Origin of the sequence: Pseudonocardia benzenivorans CB1190 (assembly GCF_000196675.2) — a bacterium.
GTDB classification, from domain to species: Bacteria; Actinomycetota; Actinomycetes; order Mycobacteriales; family Pseudonocardiaceae; genus Pseudonocardia; species Pseudonocardia benzenivorans.
In genome coordinates this window covers 1-24,346 of record NZ_CP002595.1, presented here as the reverse complement: position 1 = coordinate 24,346, position 24,346 = coordinate 1, and the positions used below count along the sequence as shown (strand labels likewise).

Genomic DNA, 24,346 nt, shown 5'->3' with positions numbered 1-24,346 from the left:
CCGCGGCGGGCCCGGCCGGAGCGGCAGTGGCCGCCGGAGCCGCGGTCGCCCAGCGGGTTCAGCAGGTAGGCCACGCCGCGGTTGACGGCTTCACGAACGGTGGGCAGCAATGACGGGCGCAGAGGTGCCGACGACCCGGACCTACGGAAACTGGCGCCGCGAGAGCGGCTTCGGCATCGGCCGGCTGGGACCAGCACAGACGATGACGGTGTTCGGGGCGGTTCTCGTCCCGATCTTCTGCGTCTACATCTCCCCCAGCGTCGCGTTGTTCGTCGCAGTCGTCGCGGTCCTGGTCCTGGCGGCGGTTCTGGTGCGGGTGGGTGGCCAGTCGCTCGCGGACGTCGTCACGCGCAGCGTCCGGTTCACCCGGGCCCGGCACGCGGGCTGGACGGAGCTTTCGGGCGGGATGCTCACCGACCACCCCCGCAAGCACGATCTTCCCGGGCCGCTCGCGCCGCTGGTGCCCCTCAACGTCGACGACGGCCGCGGCGGCAAGCAGGGTCTGCTGTGGGACCGGCGAACCGGCTGGCTCACAGCGGTGATCCGGGTCAGCCCGGTCGGGCTCGACCTCGCCGACCGGTCCCAAGCAGACGCGTGGGTCGCGGCCTGGGGGGCGTGGCTGGCCGATCTGGGCTACCAGCATCTGGTGCGCCACATCGCGGTCACCGTGGACACCGCCCCCTCGGGCGGCACGACGTTGCAGGACTACGTCACCGAGCGGATCGACCCCCGCGCGCCGGAGACGGCCCGCTCGGTGATGAGCGAGCTGGTCGCGTCCACGCCGACGACGATCGCCGACGTCGACACCCGGGTGTCGATCACCTTCGACCCCACGCGCGCAGTGCCACGCCCTGCCGACCTGCTCGGCGCGGTGACCGAGGTGACTCGATGGCTCCCGGGCATGGAGTCCAGCCTGGCGATGGCCGGGGTCGCGGTGCTCGGCCGGGCAACGGTCGAGTGGCTGACCGGCCGGCTGCGGATCGCGTTCGACCCGGCCAGCCGACCCGACGTCGCCCGCGCCCGCAACGGCGCCGGGTCCGATCTGCTGCTGTGGAGCGAGGCCGGGCCGGTCCGCGCCCAGGAGAGCTGGGAATCGTGGCGGCACGACTCGGGGATCTCCGTGGCCTGGGCGCTGTCGGAGGCTCCTCGGCAGGCCGTGGTCGACCGGGTGCTGACCCCGCTGCTGGCCCCGGGGCCGTTCCCGCGGCGGGTGACGCTGCTCTACGAGCCCTACTCGGCCGGCACCGCAGCCACAGAGGTCGAGCGCGAGATCACGAACACGCAGGTGCGACGCGCGTTCGCCCAACGCACGCGCCGAGATGAGACCCAGCGCGAGCGCGACGACTTCGCCCGCGCGTTGCAGTCCGCGCGCGAGGAGGCGGAGGGCGCCGGCGTCGGCAAGTTCTGCCTGTACGTGTCGACCACGGTCGGCGCCGAGGAGCTGCTCCCGGCGGCCACCGCCGACGTCGAGCAGCGCGCGGGGCAGTCCAAGCTGCGGCTGCGCCGACTTCGCGGAGCGCAGGCGGCCGGGTTCGCCGCGGCGCTAGGCGTCGGGCTGAACCCGGCGGAGCTGGCGCGGCGGGCGTTTCGGTGATCGCCCTTCGCCGTCACCCCAGCTCTCGGAGGATCAGATGAGCCGCTCCCTGCGCACGACGCTGTCCCTGCGGCGGGAGGCCGCCGACGACCCGGTGCGCCGCCCTGAACGTGGCCGTATCGACCCGGCTGGGAAAGCGCGCGATCGCCCGGTCCCGCGGTCATGGGGATGGGCCGCCCCGCACAGTGGCCGCGCGGCGAACGTCGAGGCCGGGATCTCCTACCAGGGCACCACCCAGCAGGTGTGCGGGCTGTTCCCGTTCGCGGTGAGCTCCGGCGCGGCGACACCGGGTGTCCCGGTGGGCCGCCACATGCACACCGCCGAGCCGATCGGCCTCGATCCCTCGGAGTGGCTACGCGAAGGCCTCGTGTCCAACACAGGGATGTGGATCCAGGGACAGCCGGGCATCGGGAAATCCACAATCGTCAAGCGCCTGATGACCGGGCTGGTCGCCTTCGGGTTCACCGGGATCGTGCCCGGCGACGTGAAGGGCGAGTACTCGGCGCTGATCGAGAACCTCGGAGGTCGGGTCTGGCGGATCGGGCGCGGGCTGCACTCGCTCAACCCGCTCGACGCCGGGCCGCTCAAGCAGGCCGTGGCGCAGACCTCCGGAGAGGAACGCACCCGGCTGCTGGAGACGGTGCGCGCACGCCGACGCTCGCTGCTCGAGGCCCTCGTGGTCATCGTGCGCCGCGCCGAGGTCACCGTCACCGAGCGGCGTCTGCTCGACGTCGCCCTCGACCTCGCCGTCGCCGCCGACCACACGATGGAGCCGACGATTCCCGACGTCGTGCGGGTGCTGACCAATCCGCCGGCCGAGCTGCTGTCCATCACGGTCTGCCAGAGCGAGCAGGCGTTCCGCCGCGACTCGCGAGACCTCCTCAACACCCTCGGGCTGCTGTGCGCCGGCGCCATCCGCGGCATCTTCGACCGCCCCTCCTCCGTCACCGCAGACCTCGACACCCCTGCCCTGTCCCTGGACATCTCCGCCCTCGACGACGACGAGGACGAGGTCGTGGCCGCGGCGATGCTGTCGTCGTGGGCGTGGGCCGCCGCGGTCATCGACGGCTCGGCCGCCATCGGCCGGCGCCGCAACGTCTTCCGCGTCCAGGACGAGCTGTGGCGGGCCCTGCGGGTCGCGCCCGGGCTAGTCGAACGATCCGACCGTGTGACCCGTCTCGGCCGCCATCGTGGCGAGGTCTCGGCACAGGTCACGCACTCACTCGACGATCTGGAAGCGCTGCCGACGGAGGCCGACCGGGCCAAGGCCCGGGGCATGGCGGCCCGCAACGGGATCATGGTGCTGGGCGGGATGGCCGACAAGGAACTCGACGGGATCCGCCGCATCACCCCGCTGACCGCTCAGGAACGAGGGCTCGTGCGGTCATGGGCCGCCCCGCCGACCTGGGTGTCGGGCTCGGCGCACCCCGGGCGCGGGAAGTACCTGATCAAGTCCGGGGAGAGGATGGGGCTCCCGGTGGCGATGTCGCTGGTGCCGACCGAGCTGCGTCTCTACGACACCGACCAGGCCTGGCGTCGGGAGCCGCCGCGATGAGCACGACGGCGCGCCCGCCGCTGCGCCTGCATGACGCTGGGGCTCCGCTGACTCTTCTCGGCGTGCTCGCGTTCGGGTTCGTCCTGAGCCTCACCACCTGGCTGAGCGCGTTAATCGCCGCGGCTCCCGGCTTCTCGGTGCCGGCGCTGGGTAGCCCGTTCCTGCGGGCCTTGGTGCGCGGCCTCGCCGCGGACTCCTTGGACCCGATGGTCGGCGCCACTGGCTCCCGCTCGGCGTTCTGGTTCGCCTTTGCCGCGATGTGCTGCCCGATCATCGGCGGCGCCGTCTCGCTCACGATGGTCGTGTCGGACCGGCTGGGCCGGCTCGGGTCACCAGCGGCGTCGCTGGCCGGGCGGCGGGACTACCGCGATATGCACGGCCGCGGGGCCCAGCAGCGCGCTGTGACCCTGCGTCCCTCGCTGTCGGAGCGTCAGCTGACCCCTGCTGATCTGGGGATTCGGCTGGGGCGCCTGGGCAAACAGGACCTCTACGCCTCCGAGGAGGACGTGCTGCTCGAGATCGCAGGCCCGCGATCGAACAAGACCTCGGCGATGGTCGTCCCGGCGGTGCTGTCCGCGCCCGCCTCGGTGATCACCACCAGCAACAAGGTGGACGTCTACACACTGACCGTCGGCGTGCGCTCGCAGGTCGGCCGGGTCTACGTGCTGGACCCGCAAGGGCTCTCGGGCGTCGAGCAGACCTGGTGGTGGAACCCACTGGCGTCGATCCAGGACATGGCCGACGCGCAGCTGCTCGTCACGCACTTCTCCCAGACCATTGGCGCCGGTCACGAGCGCGCCGACCCGTACTTCACCAAGGGCGCCGAGCGCCTGCTCGGTCAGCTGCTCGTCGCGGCCGCCCACGGCGGCCCCGGCCACAGCCTGCGCGACGTGCGCCAATGGCTCGCGACCCGCAGCGAAGAGCCGGTCCGGCTGCTGAAGGACGCCGGATTCAACGACCTCGCCGAAGGCCTGCAGGGCACCATCGAGGCCCCGGCAGACCAGCGCGGCGGCCTTTACGAGACCGCCCTGACCGCGATCAGCTGTCTGGAGTCCGAGGCCGTCGCCCGCTACGTCACCCCGCCCTCGACGTGGACGAGCGCACCCCGGATCAACCGGGTCGAGGAGTTCGACCCGTGGTCGTTCGTCGTCGGCGGGCACGGGCCCGGCGGCGACACGTTCTACATGCTGACCCGCGAGGGCGCGGGTACCGGCGCGCCGGTCGTCGCGGCCCTGGTCGACCACCTCCTGCGCATCACCGCCGCGGCGGCCACCGCCCGTGGTGGACGAATCGACCCGCCGGTGCGCGCGGTGCTCGACGAGGCCGCGAACATCTGCCCGATCCGCAACCTGCCCGACCTCTACAGCTACTTCGGCTCGATGTCGATCCAGGTCATGACCTTCCTGCAGTCCTACGGACAGGGTGTCGCGGTCTGGGGCCGCTCGGGGATGGACAAGCTGTGGTCGGCCGCGACGATCAAGCTCGTCGGGGCCGGCGTCCACGATCCCGAGTTCTGTGAGCACGTCTCTCGGCTGATCGGCGAGCACGACGTCCCGACCTGGTCGGACCAGCGCGGCCGGGGTGGGTCGTCGACGTCCTACTCGACCCGCCGCGACCGGATCCTGGCCGCATCCGATGTTGCCGCGCTGCCCAAGACGCAGGCGGTCCTGATTGCCGCCGGCCGGCGGCCCGGGCTGATCACGCTGATGCCCTGGTACGCCGAGCGTGACGCGGACACGATCAGTGAGTACGCCGCAGAGGCCGCCGACCAGGTGCGACAGGCCGCGGTGGCTTCCCTCGGGCCGGCCAACCCGCTGGCCCGCCTGCTCACCCACGAGCGTCAGCGCACGCTCGGGAACGCCCAGCAATGACCGCCGATGAGCCCGACAACCTCGCTGCGGTCGTCTACCGGCTGGCCGGCGACCATGCCGCGCTCGCAGCCCGGGTCACCGAGGTTGAGGATCGCGTCGACGAGATCGGCAGCGTCCTCGACGACCTCGAGGCAGCGGCCGCTACCGCCGCAACGCCCGTCGACACCATCTCGACCATCGCGCCGGACCTCGCACCAACCGAACCTTCCGACGACGGCCCCGCCGCGGTCGAGGCGGGGCTGGATCTACGGCGCCTGGTCGACTGGGTCCGGGAGAACATCGCCCTGCTGATCGAGCGCAAGCTCCCGCAGACCGGCGGGCCGCCCTACTGGTGCCGCAAGTGGTGGATGCATCCCGAGGCGATCGCCCGTTTCGAGGCCTTGCGCCGGTCGTGGGCCGAAGCTGTGACCTCGGGCGAGGGCAACGCGATGGTCGTCTTCTTCGAGCATCTCGACCTTCAGCTCGGCGTGCTGTGCGCCGGCTACGGGCCGTTCTCCGGATGCACCCGTGGTCACGCGCCGGCCGCCACCACGCTGGGGCACGACGACCCGGACGACAGCTACTTCCGCGACTTCGAACAGATCTGCGGTTAAGCCGCGTCCCGCCCCTGATCACCTGCGCAGCGCTATAAGCTGCAGAAACGGAGAGCGCCGTGCCCGGCCGCCGACGTCGACGGACCGATCCAGCCGACGACCAGCTCCGGCTGGACTTCCTGTTCAGTGGTCCCGCTGAGCCGGTGTCGGACGTCGACACCGGCGTCGCGCCGAACGGCGTCGCGCCCGAGCCGCAGACCGCCGCCGCCCCGAACCCCGTCCATGACGTCGACCTCGAGGAAGCCAGCAATGAACCGGTACGGCCAGCAAGCGATGAGCCACTGGCGACGATGGCTGCCCCAGCGCTACGTCTCGATCCCGCAGCCGGAGAGGTTCTTCGCCGAGCTGGGCGAGCAGGTGGAGAGCCAGATCATCGAGCTGACGCAGACCCTGGCCGGGGACGATCCGCCGGGCGAGGGCTACATGAGCAAGCTCGGGCGGCTCAACATGGCGCGGCTGCAGGCCGAGGAGATCGTGCTGGGCGAGCTGGTGCTGCTCCCGGCGGAGCCGGGCGTCGAGGAAGGCCCGCAGGCGACGCTGCCGCGCGAGTGGGCGGACCTGGCTCAGACACCCGAGCCCCCGACTCGCTAGCCGCCGCGGCGCCGCGGCCCGCGGTCGAGCACGCCCCGGGCTCCGAGGAGGCGCGCCGCGCCGCGCATCAGCTGTCGGTGGCCGCGCGCGCTGCATTCGACGCCGCCGACCACGATCGTGCGCTGCAGCTGATCGACGCTGCCGAGGAGCTCGACCCCGCCGCCGCGCAGAACTGGGCACGGATCCGCGGGATCATCGCCGCGGCGCGGCCGGCACCGGCCGCGCCAGCAGCCGCCGGTACTCCCCCGTCACCCGGGGAGACGCCCACGGCTGAGCCTCAGTTCGACCTCACCGAGCTCCAGCGGGCGCGGGAGCGCGCGAACTCCCTCACCCATCAGGCGCGACACTCCCAGGCCGCAACCGTGCTGGCAGCCGCCGTCGCTCCGGCGGCGCAAGCCTTCGGGGCGGTGGCCCCGCAGGTGCTGCAACTGCGCCTCGAGCTGGCCGAGGCGCAGTTCACCGCAGGTGACTACACCGGCGCCGGACCGGTCTTCCGGGACCTGGCCAGTGATCTCGCGGAGGCACAGGACGCCGACACTGACCTCGTGTGGCGGTGCCGTCGTCAGGCGGCCACCTGCCGGGCGTTGACCGGTGACACGGGCGACGCGATTCGCCAGCTGACCGCGCTCATGACCGAGCACCACGCCCGCTACGGCACCGACGACGAGGTGCAGGAGCTGCGCGAGCAGCTGCGCCTGCTCGGGGTCGAGGTCGAGATCGGTCGCCAGGTAACCGTCGAGGCGGGCCCGGCCGCTGAGCCGTCGACGTCCAACCCGCCGGCACCCGACGCCGCTACCGCTGTGCCGACGGCACCGGCCGCTGCGGTTCATGTCCCTGCGCCGGGTTCCGGCGACGATGCGGGGCAGCGCCCGCCCACCAGTGCGGCCACCGTGTCCTCGGAAGCGGCGGCGCCAGCACCCCCGGTGCTGGAGATCGGAGCCGAACCGACAACGGAAGCCGAGCGCACCGCCGCAGCCGTTCCAACTGGCCGTCCGCCGACCAACGAGTCCAGCGTTGCCGTGCCTGCGCCTCCTCACGCCGAGCCCACGGCATCCGTCGCAGACCCAGACCCCCACCCGGGGCCGTCGGTGTCCGCGGCTGCGCAGTTCCGTGCCGCGACCCAGGACCAGCTGGCTCCCTCAGGGTCGCTCGCCCGAGTCCGCGCGAACATCGCGGCGCTGCAGACGCTGCGCGCTCCTCGCGACGGCCGGCCGTTCACCGCCGACGAGCAGGCCGTCCTTGCCCGTTGGTCAGGGTGGGGCGCGGTGCCGGAGGTGTTCGATCCGCTGCGCGAGGACCTCGCCTGGGCCCGAGCCCAGCTCGCCGACCTCCTCGACCCGCAGGAGATGAAAGCGGCTGCGCGCAACACGCTCAACGCGCACTACACCGACCTCGGCCTCGTCGCACCGATCTGGTCTGCGCTGCAGCAGCTCGGCTTCCGCGAGGGCCGTGTTCTAGAGCCGGGCTGCGGCTCTGGGAACTTCATCGGCGCGGCACCCGCGGGCGCCCAGATGGTCGGCGTCGAGGTGGAGCCCGTGACCGCGGCGATCGCTGCCGCGCTCTACCCGAACGCCGAGATCCGCAGCGAGTCGTTCGCGCAGACGCGCGCTCCGGCGGGCAGCTTCGACATGGTCGTCGGCAACGTGCCGTTCGGGAAGGTGGTGCTGGCCGACCGGGACTACAACGCGCCTGGCCACAGCATCCACAACCACTTCATTCTCCGGTCCCTGCAGCTCACCGCCCCGGGCGGCCTGGTCGCGCTGATCACCTCGCGCTACACCATGGACGCCGCGAACCCGGCGGCCCGCCGCGAGATGGCCCAGCTGGCCGATCTCGTCGCCGCGATCCGCCTGCCCCAGGACGCCCACCAGCGCGCAGCCGGCACACACGTGGTCACCGACCTGCTGATCTTCCGCCGGCGTGAGGACGACTACGAACCGGACGCGAACTCACCCGGCTGGGAACTCACCGAGTTGGTCGACCTCGACGGCAAGCAGGTACGGATCAACAGCTACTTCGCCGCACGACCGGAAATGGTGTGCGGGCACCTCGCGGTGACCCGCGGACAGTTCAGTGACGCGGACCTGACCGTCGTCGCCGACGCACCGGCCGCCGACCTACTCACCGAGCGGCTCACCGCGACGGTCGAGGAGGCCAGGGCGCGCGGCCTGCTCCACGCACCGTCGGCTCCGGCCGCGACCCGGCCGGCGGCGTACGTCCCAGCCGACGCCCACGTCGCCGATGGCCACATCCACCATGACGGGACGCAGTTCGTCCAGGCCAGCAACGGCCAGTACATCCCCTTCGCGGTCCCGAAGACCCAGGAGCCCGAACTCCACGCCCTCCTGGAGCTGCGAGACACCGCCGTCAGGCTCCTGGAGGCCGAGGCAGCCTCCCTCGACTACACCGCCGAGCTCGACGAGCTACGCCAGCAGCTCAACACCACCTACGACGCCTACCTCGCCCAGTACGGCCCGCTCAACCGCTTCACCTGGCGCCGCACCGGCCGCACCAACCCCGAGACCAACGAGCCGGTGATGGCGCGGATCGCGCCGCCTCAGGGCAAGTTCCGCAGCGACCCGGCCGCGCCGGTCGTCTACGCCCTGGAGCACTTCGACCCCACGACCCAACACGCCACCAAAGCCGACATCTTCACCCAACGCGTCGTCGCGCCACGCACACCACAGCTCGGCGCCGACACCGCCGAGGACGCCCTCGCGATCTGCCTGGACACCCACGGCCGGGTCGACCTCACCGAGATCGCGCGGCTCCTGGGCCTCGACGACCAGCAGGCCCGCGCGGCGCTCGGGTCGCTGGTGTTCGAGGACCCCGCCCAGGACGACAAGCTGGTCCCGAGCGCCGAGTACCTCTCCGGACAAGTCCGCGAGAAGCTCGCCATCGCCCGCGCCGCCGCCACCGACGACCCTCGATTCGAGACCAACGTCGCGGCGCTCATCGCGGTGGTCCCCGCCGACCTCGCGCCCGAAGACATCGTCGCGCGCCTGGGTGCGTCCTGGATCGACGTCCGCTACGTCCAGCAGTTCCTGCGCGAGCTGCTCGACGACAGCCATCTCACTGTCGAGCACCCCTACGGCTCGAACTGGAAGGTCGACGGCGACTGCTACGGCATCACCGCCACGAGTACCTGGGGCACCGAGGACTACGCCGCCCCGAAACTCGCCGAGGCGCTGCTCGAGCAGCGCCCCATCGTGGTCCAGGACGAGGTCGAGGTCCCCGTTCCCGGTGGCGGGACGACAACGCGGCGGATCACCAATCTAGCGAAAACCGTTGCCGCACAGGGCAAGGCCGACGAGATCGCGGAGCGCTTCAGCGAGTGGGTGTGGGAGGACCCGCAGCGGGCCACTGAGCTGGCCCGGGTCTACAACGACCGGTTCAACTCGCTCGTGCTGCGCAGCTACGACGACGTCAAGCTGACCCTGCCGGGGCTGGCGCTGTCGTTCGAGCCTCGCCCGCACCAGATCGCCGCGGTCGCGCGGATGATCCACGAGCCGGCCGTCGGGCTGTACCACGAGGTCGGCGCGGGCAAGACCGCCGAGATGGCGATGGGCGTGATGGAGCTGCGACGCCTGGGGATGGTGCGCAAGCCTGCCGTGGTCGTCCCCAACCACATGCTCGAGCAGTTCGCCCGGGAGTTCCAGCAGCTCTACCCGCGCGCGAAGCTGCTCGCCGCATCCAGCGCCGACCTCGTCAAGGACAAGCGGCGGGCGTTCGTGGCCCGCGTGACCACCGGCGACTGGGACGCGGTCATCATGACCAGGACGGCCTTCGAGCGGATCGCGATGTCCCCCACCGCCCAGGCCGACTACCTCGACGCCCAGCTCAGCGAGCTGCGGGAAGCCCTCGAACGCCAACGCAGCGAGGGGCAGCAGGGCCGGCGGAACACCCTCAAGCAGCTCGAAACCCGGCTGCTCAACGCCGAGGAGAAGATCAAGGAACGGCTGGCCAAGGACTACGACCCGGCCGTCACCTTCGAACAGACCGGCATCGACTACGTCGTCGTCGACGAGGCCCACGACTTCAAGAACCTCCACACCGCCAGCCGGATCCCCAGCGCGGCGATCGAGGGCTCCAACCGGGCCGCGGACCTGGAGATGAAGATGCACTACCTGCGGCGCCGCCACGGCCTGCGAGTGGGCACGTTCGCCACCGCCACCCCGATCGCCAACTCGATCACCGAAGCCCACGTCATGCAGCGCTACCTGCGCCCGGACCTGCTCGAGGCCGCGGGCGTGCTCGACTTCGACACCTGGGCCGCCACGTTCGGGCAGACGACCGCCGAGATCGAGATCAGCCCCGACGGCGGCACGCCGCGGCTCAAGGCGCGGTTCGCGAAGTTCCACAACGTGCCCGAGTTGCTGCGGATGTGGTGGGTCTCCGGCGATGTCAAGACCGCCGAGGACCTCAACCTGCCGCGCCCGGAGCTGTTCGCCCGGCCCGAGGACGGCAAGCGGCTCCCCCAGACCGTCATCGTGCCGGCATCGGCCGAGCTCGTCGGGTTCATGAGCGAGCTGGCCGAGCGTGCCGAACGGGTTCGCAGCCGCGCCGTGCGCCCGCAGCAGGACAACATGCTGCTGATCTCCAGCCACGGCCGCGCCGCGGCCCTGGACATGCGGCTGGTCGGCCACCCGATGACCCCCGGCGAGTCGAAGCTCGAGGCCGCCGCCGACACGATCGCCGACATCTGGCGGAAGCACCGCGACGACCGCTTCCACCGCCGCGACGGCACTGCCCACCCCACGCCGGGTGGGTTCCAGATCGTCTTCTGCGACCTCAGCACTCCCAAACCCGACGAGTGGAACGCCTACGACGAGCTGCGCGCGCTGCTCGCCACCCGCGGTCTGCCCGAGGAGAGGGTGCGGTTCATCCACGAGGCCCGCAACGACCGCGAGAAGGCCGAGCTGTTCGAGGCCTGCCGCAACGGCGAGGTCGCGGTGCTGATCGGGTCGACGGGCAAGATGGGCGTAGGCACCAACGTCCAGGCCCGCGCGATCGCGCTGCACCACCTCGACTGCCCCTGGCGGCCGGCCGACCTCGCCCAGCGCGACGGCCGGGCCCTGCGCCAAGGCAACGCCTACGCCGAGATCGGCATCTACCGCTACGTCACCGAGGGCTCGTTCGACGCCTACAGCTGGCAGACCGTCGCCCGTAAGGCCAGCTTCATCGCCCAGGTCATGCGGGGCCGGCTCGACCTGCGCGAGATCGAGGACATTGGCGATGCCGCGTTGTCGTTCAACGAGGTCAAAGCCCTCGCTGCGGGCAATCCGCTGCTGTTGGACAAGGCCAAGGCCGACGCCGAGCTGACCCGCCTGGAGCGACTCGAACGAGCCCACCAGCAGAGCAAGGGCCGGCTCCGGTTCACCATCGACGGCTATCGCCGCGGGATCGAACGGCTCGCTGCCGAGATCGCCGCCCTCACCACCGCGATCGACGCCCGCCGCGATACCCGCGGCGAGGCCTTCAGCATGCGCGTCGACGGGCAGACCTTCACCGACCGCGCCGACGCCGGCAAAGCCCTCACCGACCGGCTCCTGCTCGCGCTGAGCAACACCGCCGCCGGGTCCGAACGCACCCTGCGCGGCGTCGCCGAACTCGGCGGCCTCAGTTTCGACGCCACCCTCCACAACGACCGCCTCCACACCGGCTACGAGCTGCAGATCTCCGGCCTGCAGGGCAGCCCGGTGACCGGGTCGCGCACACAGCTGCTCGAGTCCAAACCGCACGGCCTGGCAGTCCGCATGGAGAACCGGCTCGCCAGCCTGGACAAGGCGCGTACCGACGCCGAGAGCGCCGTGCAGTGCGCCCACGAGGAGATCGCGCGAGCCGAGGCCCAGCTCGACGCGCCCTTCCCCCACGCCGCAGCCCTCGAGGAAGCCCGCCATGTAGCCCGCGACCTCGACCGGCAGATGGCCGAGTGGGCTGCGGCGCAGGACCAGACCTCGGACAGTCCGTCCACCGCCGCCACGGAGCCTGCCGTCCCAGAGACGGCCGGGATCGATCAGCGGCATCCGGCTGCACGAGCCTCGGCCGCGCTAATGCCGCCGTCTTCAATCTCAAGAAACCCGCGCCCTGGAGCTGGGCAACTACTGACCAGCGACTCCAGTAGTCCCTTGTCCGCGATCCCGGCGCCGCAGACCGCCTGCTCGCGGCGACGGCAGGAACCCCGTAGCCCGGTTCCACGAAAATGAAGGGTGTCCAACTCGCCGAAGTTGCTGCTGGCTGCCTAGACATCCGGTCCAGCGGGGCGGGTAGGGCGCCCGCAGGGCCGTCCCTTACATGCCCGACGGACGATGTCGTCGTTCCGTTCGGAGCTGCTGTCTCAGTCCTCGATGAGCTCAGCGTCCTCCCCGGCAAGCCACATGGCAGACTGCAACCTCCCGCGGCGCGCGTGCCTTGATCGCGTAACGCACGCGTCATCAAGCTCGAATCAGCATAAGATCGACTCATATGGCCGCGGCTCTGAGGAGAACCCGTTGCAACGACTGGACGCGACAAACAACCCTTGCTCCGAGTAGTTGTCCGCGGAACCGTCCATGACTGAGCAACCTGAATGCCCTGAAGTCTCAGGGTTCGACGACGAAACAAAAGCAACCCCGACCCCCTCCGCAAACGGCGCCACTGAGAGACCGACTTCCCCTCATTCCTCCACGTCTGAACCACCTGCCCCATCTAGGGCGTCGTCTGAAACCGCGGATGATTCATCGTCAAGCGCCGATCGCACTCGTTCGATATGGCGCCGGGCGATGTCGCTGCGTACATTAGGTTTCATCATCGGTGTTGCAGGACTAATTGTCGCCATCTTGTCCCTCGCGCGTGATACCACAGACTTCAAACTCGGTGACTCAACAGGCGAGGCAGCGGCGCCTAGCACAAATTCAGCCGCATCCCCGTCATCTCAATCTCTGAGCGCGACCGAGATCATCTACGAGAGGCCCTGGGATAGCATCGGCCAACTTCAGGCGTCGCTGCGTGCAACTGAACGCGGCGCAGCAACGTGCATCGCCTCCCTGGTCAGTCAGGACCCAGGCGCTCTTCGATGCTTCACTGACGATGGCTCGGGCGTACTTCTTGACCCCTGCTGGCCCAGTCCAGACGACAATAGAGCAGCATGTCCTAACAGCCCGTGGGATCCGAACACATACTTACTCAGCAACTTGAAGATAGATCGAAAACTGTCAGATACCGAGAACTCGGAAACGGAGCCTGCACTGCGGCAGGTTTGGGCTTTGGAGTTGACGAATGGACAGCGCTGCGAGTTTACGTCTGGGGTCACTGCGACAGTCGCTGGCAAACGAGTGAACTATTCCTGCAATAGCGAGTCCGACACGGCAATTGGAGACATAGAAAAGTCTGGCCAAGTCTGGCGCATACTATTCAGTTCAGATGGTAACCCCCAACTGCAGTACGTAGATATCGTCAAGGTGTGGGTCTAGTCCGCCCGCATTCGAATCCTCTGAGTAGAAGCCGCGCAGGTCACGGGCTCCTTAGCTCGTGTCTGCTCACTCCTACCGTCGTCGTCGTGGCGAACCACCTCGGGCCTGCTGGCTTCTGGGCGGCGCGTGCTCGCTGCTCGACATCCGCGGCGGAGGCACGGCTGCTAGGCCCGAGGACCCGGTGAACATCGCGGCCGCGATCGACGGAGCGGACTGGCCACTGAGTCGGCCGGAGGTCTGCTGGGCCTCGGACACCGTCTGCTGGGCGTTCTGCAGCAACGCCCTGCTTCCGAACGCTCGATTCTCTGCGACCGCGTCGAGCTCGGTACGCGCGCGGTGCGTGATGCGTTGTAGGGCTGCCCGTCTGATCACCTCGGCGGCGCGGTGGCCCCCAAGCTGATCTCCGCGCTCGGCCAGCCGATGCAGCGTTGAGGGGTCGTAGCCGACTAGTTCGAGGCCAGCAGCGTGGGCGACGGCGCGGGCGGTCTCGACCTCGACGGCGACCAGCACGAAGTCGACCGGGTCGCCGCGCTGGGTCATGTCGAGCACGACCCGCCAGGTCTGCGCGGCGTCGGGGCTGGCGAAGTCCTCCGGCCGTAGCCACTCGGTGGCTGCCGACCTCACCTCGGGGGCTACTAGGCACGCGCCTATGAACGCCCGCTCGGCCCGCTCGGCCTCCGCGCTGGACGGCACCGCAGCCGTCTTCAGTGCGGCGGGCGCCGTCACGCTGGTCCTCGGCTCGCCACGCTGAGGGAGCTCGGCGACCGGTGGCGCTCCTGAGAGCGCTTCGGTGATGGAGACCCTGCCTGCGTGCGACGTCGCAACTCTGCCTTCCAGCCGTTGCAGGGCAGCGCGCACCTCCGCCAGCGCTGGCCCCATGGGGTCGGCACTGTGCTGGTCGTCGTGCTGGGCGGCTGTGCGGCCGAGCTGCTCGATGCGCGCGCCCACGGCCGCGACCTGGCGGCGAACGGAGTTGTCGAGCACGATCCGCGCGTAGCGGACGTGCTCGCTGCGTGCCGTGCCGCCTTGGTCGCGGTGCGCGCGGTCCGGCGTCGCCGGGGTCATCGACAGCAGCGTGTGCAGTGCCGGTGCCGAGAGCGGGCCACTGCCGGTGCTGTCGACGTGGGCGTCGTGGTACTCGCCGCGAGCGAGGATCCCGGGCAGGTCTTGCAGGACCACCGGGCGGCCGTCGGCGATCAGCCCGGTCAGGGTCTGGTAGATCGCGCGGTGCGCCCAGTGCTCGAAGTCGGCCGACTCGAGCCAATCGGACACGTCACGGATACGGCCGGGCTCCCACAGCAGCGCACCGAGGAGAGCTTGGGCGGCGAGGTCGCCGGCAGCCGCACCGCGGACGTCGGTCGTGCTCACCGCGGGTTGTCCATGTCGGTGGCGGCGCCGCGGGCGTGCGCAGTCGTCAGCTTGGCGTCGAGCCGGTCGAATTCCGCGGCCGCGGCGGGCGCCGCGGGCTCGAAGTCGCCGTCGGCCGGGGCCGCGGCCGGTACGTGCCACCAGGCGCCGTCGACTCGGACCGGGACCGGGAAGTGATCGGGCATGAGCGCGTGGGCTTCGGCGCGGTGCAGGAGCTGGCGCATGTCGTCCTGGCTGATCGCCATGTCAGCGGCTCCTCGATCGGTCCTGCTCGTGTGTGCGGGGGCGCGGGCGCCGCGGGGCGGTGACGACACCGCGCGCCGCCGTGGTTCGCGTCGTGATCGCGGTTGCCTCCGGCACGTAGGCCACTTCGGCACGCAGCGCCGCGGCGACCTGGGCGCCGTGCTGTTCTGCTGCGGTGGCGCGCTCAGCGGCGGCCTCCTGGTCGAGGACGTGGGCGTCGGCCTGCCCCTGGAGGTCCTCGCGCTCGCGGGTGTCCGTGACGTCGGGTGTGACGCGGGCGTGGCCGGCGAGCACCTCGTCGCGGTGCGCCCGGGCCTCGGCCACCGCAGCGGCCGCACCATGCCCGGCAGAGGCGGCCGGCGCCCGACCCAGGCGGGCCGCCAACCGGGCATCCTGCTCGACGGTTCCCAGCCCGACCGCGGCGTCCAACCCGACCCGGTCGACCGCGCTGGACTCATCAAGCTGCTCGGTCCATCCCAGGTCCACGGAGGCCTCGGCCTCGTGGGGAGAGTCGTCCGCTGTCTGCCGGAGTGCCGGCTCGCCCTCGCGGTCGGGCTGGCCGGCCGGTGCCCGCGACGGTGGCCGTTTGTCGGTGACACCGGCGGTGTCGTCGCGCGGTGTCGCGCGGTAGCTCTGCACCCGGCTGGTGAGCAGCGCGGTGACGAACGCCGCGGGGCGCCTGGCCGAGTCGACCTGCATCGTCGGTAGCGACCCGATCAGCTCGCTCACCGGGACGCCTTCGTTCTGCCAGTCCGCCAACCGCTTGGCCAGCCGCGGCCACCCCGAGCAGCCGACCACCTTCTCCGCCGTGGCGCGCGGCAGCGATTCCTCGACCACGGCCGCCATGCTTGCCCGGCCTCCGGCCACGGGGGGCCGTTCGGTGAGGTTGCCGCGCTGGCGGACGATCGCGGCGAGGTAGCTGGCCGGGTCGACGGCGTTGCGGATGCGGCCCACCGGTAGACGCGCCAGCAGCCCGTCTACTGCCCTGCCGTTGTCGATCTGGGCGTTGATGCCGTCGAGCAGCTTGTCGTAGCCACGGGCGCGCTGAACCTTGGCGAGCACGTCATCGGGCAGCGCCTCGTTCAGCGCCTCCTCGATCGCCTGCGCGTGGAGCGGTCGAGCACCGTCGGGCCGCAGCGGCCCGGCGGCGGACCGGGCGGCTCGGTGTTCAGCCTGCGCGCGTAGGTCGAGATCGATCGGCTCGTCGTTCGGCAGCATCTGCTCGACGAGGTGTGCCGCGAGGGCCGCGGGGTTGTGAACGTCGGGCTCCATGAGGCGCGCGACACCGACCTCGGCGAGGACGGTGGTCATCGAGACCCCGTGCGTTTCCATCTGCGCCAGTCGCCACGCCAGCGCCCCGAACGCCGGGTTGAATGTCTGTCCGGTCCGGCGTTGGGCCGCTGTCGGCTCGAGGACCGCGTCCGCGAGGCTGGCCGGCCATATCTCTCGCACCGCTGCGGCGGCGCGCGCGAGCCGCTGCTGCTCGGTATCGATCCCCTCCTGCTGCGCGGCGCGGGCCCGGTCAGCGGCGAGCCCGGCGAAGCCGTGCAGGCGCGCCACCTTCTCCGGGCCGCCGGCCATCAGGTCGTCGGCGAGCGCCCGCGCCGTGGCCTCATCAGCGCAGCGGACGACCGTGCGGACCGGGTCGTGGCCGCCGACCGGGCGTGCCACCGCCTCCAACCCCCACGCCCCGAACGGGTCCGCCGGACCGAACATGACGCTGACCGCCCCGTCCGCGGTCACCCCGTCGCGGCGCTCCGGTTCCCCCGCGCCCCACGGCTCCTGACCGCGCATCCGCCGCTCGAACTGGGCGCGCTCCTGGTCGGTCATCGTGCGGACCGGCGGATCCGCGGCGGCGGCGAGCTGGTCGTGCCCGCGTGCTGCGTCCTCTCCCCGGTTCCACGCTCGGCGCCCGAGCTCGAGGCGGCGCTGCCGCACCACCCCGGCCAAGCCCATCAGCGCCTGGGTCCACAGCTGGGTCTGGTCCCGGCCCAGTCCCAGCACCGGCACCTCAGCAGTCTCGGTCACCGTCGTCTCCCCCGATCCTCGCCGCTCCCCGACCGCCCGGGCACTGCTCCAGGTCGCCCCTGCACGACGTCAGGCCGAGTGCGGCGCCCTGCGGGCTGCGGTCCTCGCGGCGACGCCTCGTCCTTCCGCCCGGGTGGACGACTGGCGCTTGCCAGCAGGTCCGCGCTCTGCCGCGCCGCCGCGGCCTGGGCCAGGCACTGCTGGCTCTCCCGATAGGCGGCGACCTCGGCGACCAGCCCCGCGAGCGCGACCGCGAGCTGCGCGACGCCGCCGTCACTGCGGGGCCCGGCGACCGCGCGCAGCGCGATCAACCGCCACGCCGCGGTCCGCAGCTCGGCGGCCACCGGAGCCCACCGCCGCGGCTAGCCCACGCCCGGCGTCCGGACCGCGCGATCGAACCGCTCGGCCACCTCCCACTGCACCCGGTCCAGCTCGGATGCCTTGCCGGTCACGGTGCACACCGCGGTGACCATGTCACCGGCCGCGTGCGCCACCGACGCCGCGACGTCACGCTCGCCGGCGGCCAGCGCCGCGGTCGCGTGTTCGACCGCGCTGATCGCGTCCACGACAGCCTCGGCGCGTTCCGCCGCGCCCACCCGGGCTCGTTCGTGCGCCTCGGGCGGCAACGGCTGGGCCGGAGGCGCAGCCGAGGCCCACCGCTCCAGCAGCTTCGGCAGGGACAGATCCCGCGCCAGGCTCCGACCGGAGAACCAGACCGGCATCCCGTCGGCGTTCGTGTCGCCCGGCGCGGCGAGGGCGTAGCCGACGAGCTGGCCGGGCGGCATCTCCCGCGGCAGCACCGCGACCCCCTGGTCGGCCAGCCGCCGGAAGAACTCCTCAGGATCCTGTGCCTGCACCGCGGCAATCCGGGCCGCACGACGCAGCCACTCACGGCTGGTCTCGGTCTCGCCGCGTCGCAGCGCCTTCTCCTGCTCCGCGCGGGTCGCCGGCTCCGCCGCGGTCCGATCCGCGGGGGCGGTCGTGCTCAGGCCGTAGCGTTGCTCGGCGTCCCGGCACACCTCTCGGGCGCGCAGGTAGTCGTTGCGCGGGTGGACCCGCCGCCCGTTGTCCTGGCGCACGAGCACTGCAGCGATGTGCACGTGGTCATCGGCGTGCCGGATCGCGACCCAGCGGCAGCCACCGAGGTCGCCTCGGGCGGCGATCCCGGTGCGGTCCATCAGGTCCTCGACGACCTCCGCCCACTCGGCGTCGGTCAGCACTCGGTCGGTCGCGCTGTTGCGCAGCGAGCAGTGCCAGACCGGGCCGCGAGGGACGCGCTGCCCTGTCACCGTCGGCGGCGGTGTCTGCGCGATCCCGGCCGCCTCTGCTGCCTCGGTGAGCTCGTCGACGAGCCGGGCCACGTCGAACTCGCCGTCCGGCCGCCGCTGCGGCTGGTGGCGCTGCGGGTCGCCATCCCAGCTCGCGACGACGTGCTGGTTGGTGTGCTCGTTGAACCGTCCGGCTCCCATCAGGTACCGGACCAGCCCGCCCGCACGCCAGCCGCGGGAGATCTTCGCGATCATCGCGCCGCCCGCCGCTCCAGGCGAGCCTGCCCACCGACGTGCTCGACGGCAGCGACCGCAGCGTCGACCCGCTCGACGGTGCGCGCCACCAGCTCCTGGACCCGCGCTGTGGCCGCGTGCAGCTCACCAGTCGCGTTCGCGTGCCGGGCGACGTCGTTGAGGTTGCCACCGACGTTGCGCAGCACGCGCCGGTGCTCCATCAGCTCCGCCCGCAGCATCATCAGCTCCTGCATCACCGGGCCCCAGGCCGTAGCCGGCGAGGGCACGGTCTCGGACGCGCTACGCACCCCCACCATCCCGAGCCATGCGCCTGGAGCGAGATCCGCCCGAGCTGCAGCCGCAGTCACAGCCGCGAGTTCCGCGTCCGAGAACTGGACGGTGACCTTGTGCGGTCGTCCGCCCGCCGCACGCGCCCGTCGACTCGGTCCACCCCCCACCAGATCACCTCCTCGTTCGAACGGCCGAAGCCCCTGCCGATCAGCTCGTCCAGCTTGATCAGCTTGGCAGCAAGCTCGGCGCTTGTCGCGTTTTCCCCGGGAAAACACATATCTTGCTCCGCGCACCGCGGGCCGGGCAGACGCGGAGCACAGCAACGAGTGCGAGACGCCCAGCCGAGCCACTGCCGGGGTCAACCCGGCCGACGGAAAGATCTTTCGGGCTGCCTGATGGGGCGCTACGGTCCGCAACATGTCTGCTGCACGCACGCCCTCTCGCCGGGAAGCCGTCGACGCCGCCCGCCGGCTCCTGCAAAGCAAGGTCGACGTCGTCGCCGACCTCGCGGACGCCGGAAGTCGAGTCGACCAAGCAGAGGCTGCAGCAGCCGCTGCTGAGGACGCCCTCCGTGAAGCGCGCCTCACCTACAAAAAGCGCTTCGATGACGCGGTACGGACGGGCTGGACGGAGCCCGAGCTGGCGGAGGCAGGCCTCACCCCTGAGCGCGGGCATCTCCCCCGCGGACGCCGCCGGCAGCGGCGCACAAACCCCCCCGCTGGCGGGGAAGTCGCTGCGGTCGAGCACCAGCATCCGGGACAGAACATCCCGGAAGCACCAGCACTTGCCGGCTAGCCGAGACCGCTGTTGGACCTCGATCCAAAGCACGATCTGACGCGCTATATCGAGCACTCCACCCCGTCAATTGACCTCGAACCGGCGGAGCTAATGCGCACCAAAGCGGCCCCGCCGTAACGACGGGGCCGCCTTGTGTTCTGAGAACTTTGAACCCTGTCAGGCCGCTAGATGGTCGACGGTGTCGTCGGTGACCGCCTCGACGACCGCCGCGATGATGTCGCGCGCCACGGGCGGGGTGACGGCGTTGCCGCACATCTTCACTCGGTCTCGCTTGGCCCTGGCCAGCAGGACGAAGTCCGCGGCGAACGCCATGCCCAGCTTGACCTCGTCGACAGTGAGCATCCGGAAGCGGCACTCTTCGACGGCCAGCTCGTGCTCCAGGAGCGCGTCGCCCTCGACGGTTGTCTGGGTCGGGAGCGGCTGGTTCAGGGCCCGGAATGTGCCGCTGTCGTAGGCGTAGAGGATCTCGGGGTTCCACGAGACCAGCGACTGGTGCCCGGCTGTCGTGATGGTCCGGGCAGGTTCGTCGAGGGGCGTGCACATCTCCGCTCCCCCGGTGTTGTTGCGCATCAGCATGGCCAGTCCGTGGTGATTCCCGGAGGCCGCGAAGGTGTCGAGCGGCTCGCCAACGGCCTTGGGCCGGTTGTGGTTGCGCAGCGGTACCACCACGACCCCGTCGGTCTCGCGTGTGGTGCGCACCCGCATCGGCTCGTCGATATGGCGGGCCTCGTCGTTCCACGTCCCGCCGGCGGGGACGAGAAGGCCGGTCTCGGCGCGAGCGGTCTGGGCGCGCAGCGGACGGGAGATCGGCGCTGCCACCTTGCCGTCGCGGCCCTCGACAGGCACCAGCAGCCCGTCGGTCAGGCGGCCCCCGCCGGTCTCCAGCTCGCGGGGACCGCGGGCGGTGACGCCGACTAGCGGCGGGTAGGCGACGGCTTTCGAGGCGGAGGTGTGCACCGTCCGCAGCGGATCCTCGATCGGCCAGGTGCGCACCCCTGGGCGCCGTTCGAAGGTGTTGCCCGCGGCCTCCAGCGTGATTGGGCGGCAGTACCGGCGCAAGCCGGCCTCGATGCGCGCCAGGGTCTTCGGCTTGAGAGGCCGTTTGCGGTCACCGATCCGCTCCCCCGGATTGGACAGGTCGATGGCCGCGGCCGCGGGCAGGACGTAGGGCTGCACGATGGCATTTCGACAGCTGATCCGCGGGCACCGGAACGTGTACTGGGCGCCGTAGATGCCCTGCACGTTCTGCGAACGTGCCGGGTTCTTCGGGGCCCGGATCGCGGTCACGACCTCGCTGCAGTCTGGGCACCAGGCCTGCGGCCGGGTCCAACGTGCGAAGTCCGGCCGCCGGTAACGGCGCTGCCAGAACACGACATAAGCGCGGTCGCGAAGCTGTGGTGCCGGAGCCCCGAGCTGGTGCGCGAACGCGGAGTTGAGCGTCAGGACCTCGTGGTCGTAGTCCAGGGCACGCATCCGGGCGACCCACTTGCCGAAGTGAACCCACTTCAGAATGTCGGTCACGTTCTCCACGATGACGGCGCGGTAGCGGTGGAATTCGGCGAACCGTGGGACGTCCTGCATGAGCGCGCGGGACCGCTCCCGGGCCTCGACGGCGGCGGGCTCCTCGTCGTCGCAGTCCTCGGTGTCGGCGAGATCGAACAGCGTCGGTTCGGTGGGCTGCTGGGCGAAATCCTGACGCTCGCCTCGCGCCTGCGACCAGAAGGTGCACGACGGTGACGCCCACAGCAGGTCGGTGTGCGGGTACCGGCGGGGGTCGGTCTCGGCGATGTCGGCGATGTCGTGGTCAGCGTGGGGCATGTTGAAGTTGTGGGTCTCGATGGCCTTGTCCCAGTGGTTGCAGGCCATCCGGACCTTCACTCCAGGTACGGATTCCGCGCCGGACGACGATCCCCCTGCACCGCAGAACAGGTCGGTCACGGTCAACAAGCGACACCTCCTGGTGGTTCGGCTGCTCGGTGTCGAGGCGGGTTTGCCGTCCCTCCCCAATACCTACTATTCTACAGCGTCTTGCAGTGTTGATCAACCGTTTTCGCAGCTAGAAGTGCTAGTCGCCGGCCTCTACGGCGATGTATCCCGGTCCTGCCGGACGACCGAGGGGACGACCCGTGGTCCCTGATGCCGTTGGGGACCGCGCTTCTCAGGTCTTCGGCCGCGCGCGGCCGCGGCGGCCGGGACGGGACCTGCCGTCGGCGAACTCCCACAACGTCGACCGCTTCCACAGCCGATGGAGCCGGCCCGAGGGAAGAGACTCGACCTGGTCGGGCTCCGGGAAGTAGCCCTGGTTGGCAGTGAGGAACGCTCGGATCGTCGACTCATTGGTGTAACCCAGCACCTTCGTCGCGGTCGCGACGTCGCACAGCTCGTCCGGGTCTCCGCCGCGGTCGACTTCGGTCAGCGACGCCTGCTTGGCTCTCGCGCGATCGCGGTAGAAGGCCAGGACCTTCTCCTCGTCGAACCACAGGACGCGGCCGATCCGGACCCCTTCGGGATGGCCGTTGGTCTTGCGCTGGGCGTAGAGGTTGGCCTGCGTCTGTACGGACATGCCGACCTGCTGCTCGATCGCGGCACGGTTGAGGTGGGGTCGTCCCCCGATCATCTCCCGCTGGGGGCGTGTCACAGCGCTCACGATAGGGGGCGTCATACCGTCGGCACTCCGACCGGCACGCGGCCGACGGCCCTGGACTGCGGGCTGCACAGTCCCTATTGGCCTGGCAGCCGGAGCCCCGCCGGCTCGACGCCTTCGCCAAGGACGTTTCAACGATCATGGGAAGTCAGGTAAGCAGGGCGGCCAGGTGGAGCGCTCCGAGACAGAGCGAGGGTTGCGGGTGGCCACGACACTCCAGTGTCTGAGCTGGCAGAAGCCTCGCCCGACGGCGTTGGCGGCGGTAGCGGATCTGGTCGGACCCGACGGCGGCCACATGCTGAGCCGCGGCGGGCCCGGTTTGGCCTCGTGATCGCTGGACTCGGGATGGTGCGGGCGATCCCGAGCCGCCGCAGCGGCTCGCGCGTTCTGCCCTCACGAGCGATCGCCTCAGTGTGAGACCGATCGCTACCTAGTCGAGCGACGTGCTGGTCGAGCGCTTCGCGCGTTAACCGCCAGTAACGAGGCGCACTGCCTGGGCGACACCACTCAGGCAACGGATATGCCATGCTGGCGGTAATCCGGCAGGTCAACGAAGCGAGACGGGGGTGACCACCGATGGCGCAGGTAGCGGATGTGGCCGCCTACATCCTCTCTAAGCACGGCCCGATGACCGCGATGAAGCTGCAGAAGCTTGTCTACTACTGCCAGGCCTGGCACCTGGTGTGGGCCGAGCAGCCCATGTTCAGCAGCGAGATCCAGGCATGGGCCAACGGTCCAGTCGTCTACGACCTCTACAAGCTGCACCGCGGCCGCTTCACCCTCAACCCCGGTGAGATCCCCGGTGATCCGGATGCGCTCGACGGGCACGAGAAGTACACCGTCGATGCCATCATCGACGCGTATGGCGACAAGAGCGCTCACTGGCTGTCCGAGCTGACCCACGCCGAAGACCCTTGGCGGAACGCACGCGAGCGAGCCGGGCTCGGGGAGCGTGACCGCGGCGACGCCCCGATCGAGCTCGCGGACATGGCGGAGTACTACGACAGCCTCACCAGCTCCAACGCAGACGCGGTGTGAGCCCAAAGGACAAGTCGCCTCGCCGGAAAGCCAGGGTCGATAACCGAAACATCCCTCGCATCGCGGCTGGGGCACGGCCGGGGTCCGACGACCGGACCGCGAGACGGGCACGAACATTCACACCGCCCGACCCAACAGGCAAAGTCGTCGTTCAGTTCGGGCGATTCGACCGCGGCGGCCCGTGGTGCCTCAGCAACATCACCCCAGCAGACCATGTCGCTCTACTGGAACGAATCGCCGGGGTCGAGTCGATGACCGTGCAGCAGGTCTTCAGCGGGGGCGAGCCCGGCAAGGACTACCCCCTGAGCAGCGGGCTGCCCAACGCCGAGGCCAACGACCGGCTCTTCGAGCTGGGATACGACGACGAAGACCGGATTAGTCGCATCCGCGTCAGCGGAACAGGCCGCCTTTACGGCTTCCGCCGGGACGAGCGGTTCTACGCACTCTGGTGGGACCCTCACCACCAGATCTGGCCGAGCAGACTTCGAAACACCTGAGATCTTCGAGGCCGCGGCGGACGCCGAGGCCTTGCTCGACACCTCGACTTCAACCATCCGATCCGCCCCGAAAGGGCCTTCCATCATCGTCGTGCGCGACATGTGGCCGCCCGTCGTTCGCCGCGTGGAGGCTTTCGCCGGCCTGGACTCCGACCATGCAGACGCACGAGTCTGATTTCGTGCCTCGGGGCCAAGTCCGCGTCCCTCTTAACGATCGGAGCTCGCTTCTTGACGACCAGCGTGATCAGTGTTGCTCATGCTCAATATGCCCACTCTCCCCCC

At 70.6% G+C, this 24,346-nt stretch carries 16 protein-coding genes; 9 read left to right on the top strand and 7 right to left on the bottom strand.

Features of this window, described 5'->3' with window-relative positions; translation table 11 throughout:
• Nucleotides 1-109 precede the first annotated feature (109 nt).
• The 6 genes from PSED_RS34630 to PSED_RS34605 all read left to right on the top strand — a co-directional run bounded on the left by PSED_RS34630 (nt 110) and on the right by PSED_RS34605 (nt 12,410).
• On the top strand, nt 110-1,594 hold the full coding sequence (locus PSED_RS34630; protein ID WP_014683002.1) for an SCO6880 family protein: 1,485 nt from the start codon (nt 110-112) through the stop codon (nt 1,592-1,594).
• Between the two features lie 37 nt (nt 1,595-1,631).
• A complete protein-coding gene (locus tag PSED_RS34625; protein WP_014683001.1) occupies nt 1,632-3,149 on the top strand; it encodes a hypothetical protein in 1,518 nt (505 codons plus the stop codon).
• Nucleotides 3,146-5,020 (top strand): TraM recognition domain-containing protein, encoded by a 1,875-nt coding sequence (locus PSED_RS34620; RefSeq protein WP_014683000.1) that lies wholly within the window; start codon nt 3,146-3,148, stop codon nt 5,018-5,020. The genes PSED_RS34625 and PSED_RS34620 overlap by 4 nt, the downstream gene beginning before the upstream one ends.
• Nucleotides 5,017-5,613 carry a DUF4913 domain-containing protein gene (locus tag PSED_RS34615; RefSeq protein ID WP_014682999.1) on the top strand — a complete coding sequence of 199 codons (597 nt, stop codon included), beginning with the start codon at nt 5,017-5,019 and terminating at the stop codon, nt 5,611-5,613. Before PSED_RS34620 ends, PSED_RS34615 begins: the two co-directional genes overlap by 4 nt.
• Nucleotides 5,614-5,862: 249 nt before the next feature.
• Nucleotides 5,863-6,204: a hypothetical protein gene (locus tag PSED_RS34610; protein WP_014682997.1), complete on the top strand. Its 342-nt coding sequence runs from the start codon at nt 5,863-5,865 to the stop codon at nt 6,202-6,204.
• Nucleotides 6,205-6,281: 77 nt separating this feature from the next.
• Nucleotides 6,282-12,410: a DEAD/DEAH box helicase family protein gene (locus PSED_RS34605; protein ID WP_181392039.1), complete on the top strand. Its 6,129-nt coding sequence runs from the start codon at nt 6,282-6,284 to the stop codon at nt 12,408-12,410.
• 1,317 nt (nt 12,411-13,727) lie between these two features.
• Here the strand turns inward: PSED_RS34605 and PSED_RS34600 are convergent.
• The 5 genes from PSED_RS34600 to PSED_RS34580 all read right to left on the bottom strand — a co-directional run bounded on the left by PSED_RS34600 (nt 13,728) and on the right by PSED_RS34580 (nt 19,104).
• Nucleotides 13,728-15,023, bottom strand: a complete 1,296-nt coding sequence (locus tag PSED_RS34600; protein WP_014682994.1) for a DnaB-like helicase N-terminal domain-containing protein — start codon at nt 15,021-15,023, stop codon at nt 13,728-13,730.
• On the bottom strand, nt 15,020-15,268 hold the full coding sequence (locus PSED_RS34595) for a hypothetical protein (RefSeq protein ID WP_014682993.1): 249 nt from the start codon (nt 15,266-15,268) through the stop codon (nt 15,020-15,022). The genes PSED_RS34600 and PSED_RS34595 overlap by 4 nt, the downstream gene beginning before the upstream one ends.
• A 1-nt stretch (nt 15,269) precedes the next feature.
• Nucleotides 15,270-17,294 carry a hypothetical protein gene (locus PSED_RS34590; protein ID WP_014682992.1) on the bottom strand — a complete coding sequence of 675 codons (2,025 nt, stop codon included), beginning with the start codon at nt 17,292-17,294 and terminating at the stop codon, nt 15,270-15,272.
• Between the two features lie 362 nt (nt 17,295-17,656).
• Nucleotides 17,657-18,817 (bottom strand): relaxase/mobilization nuclease domain-containing protein, encoded by a 1,161-nt coding sequence (locus tag PSED_RS34585; protein WP_014682991.1) that lies wholly within the window; start codon nt 18,815-18,817, stop codon nt 17,657-17,659.
• Nucleotides 18,814-19,104 (bottom strand): MobC domain-containing protein, encoded by a 291-nt coding sequence (locus PSED_RS34580; RefSeq protein ID WP_233899524.1) that lies wholly within the window; start codon nt 19,102-19,104, stop codon nt 18,814-18,816. The genes PSED_RS34585 and PSED_RS34580 overlap by 4 nt, the downstream gene beginning before the upstream one ends.
• Nucleotides 19,105-19,504: 400 nt before the next feature.
• Between PSED_RS34580 and PSED_RS34575 the strand changes: the two genes are divergently transcribed.
• Entirely contained in the window at nt 19,505-19,882 is a 378-nt protein-coding gene (locus PSED_RS34575; RefSeq protein ID WP_181392035.1) for a hypothetical protein, read from the top strand.
• Nucleotides 19,883-20,041: 159 nt separating this feature from the next.
• Here PSED_RS34575 and PSED_RS34570 read toward each other — a convergent pair whose 3' ends face one another.
• Entirely contained in the window at nt 20,042-21,823 is a 1,782-nt protein-coding gene (locus tag PSED_RS34570; RefSeq protein ID WP_325176152.1) for a DNA cytosine methyltransferase, read from the bottom strand.
• A gap of 220 nt (nt 21,824-22,043) precedes the next feature.
• Nucleotides 22,044-22,523: a hypothetical protein gene (locus tag PSED_RS34565; protein WP_233899523.1), complete on the bottom strand. Its 480-nt coding sequence runs from the start codon at nt 22,521-22,523 to the stop codon at nt 22,044-22,046.
• A gap of 582 nt (nt 22,524-23,105) precedes the next feature.
• On the opposite strand from PSED_RS34565, the gene PSED_RS34560 reads away from it, so the two are divergent.
• Nucleotides 23,106-23,567 (top strand): Panacea domain-containing protein, encoded by a 462-nt coding sequence (locus PSED_RS34560; RefSeq protein ID WP_014682986.1) that lies wholly within the window; start codon nt 23,106-23,108, stop codon nt 23,565-23,567.
• Between the two features lie 251 nt (nt 23,568-23,818).
• Entirely contained in the window at nt 23,819-24,064 is a 246-nt protein-coding gene (locus tag PSED_RS34555) for a hypothetical protein (RefSeq protein WP_014682985.1), read from the top strand.
• The last annotated feature ends 282 nt before the right edge of the window (nt 24,065-24,346 follow it).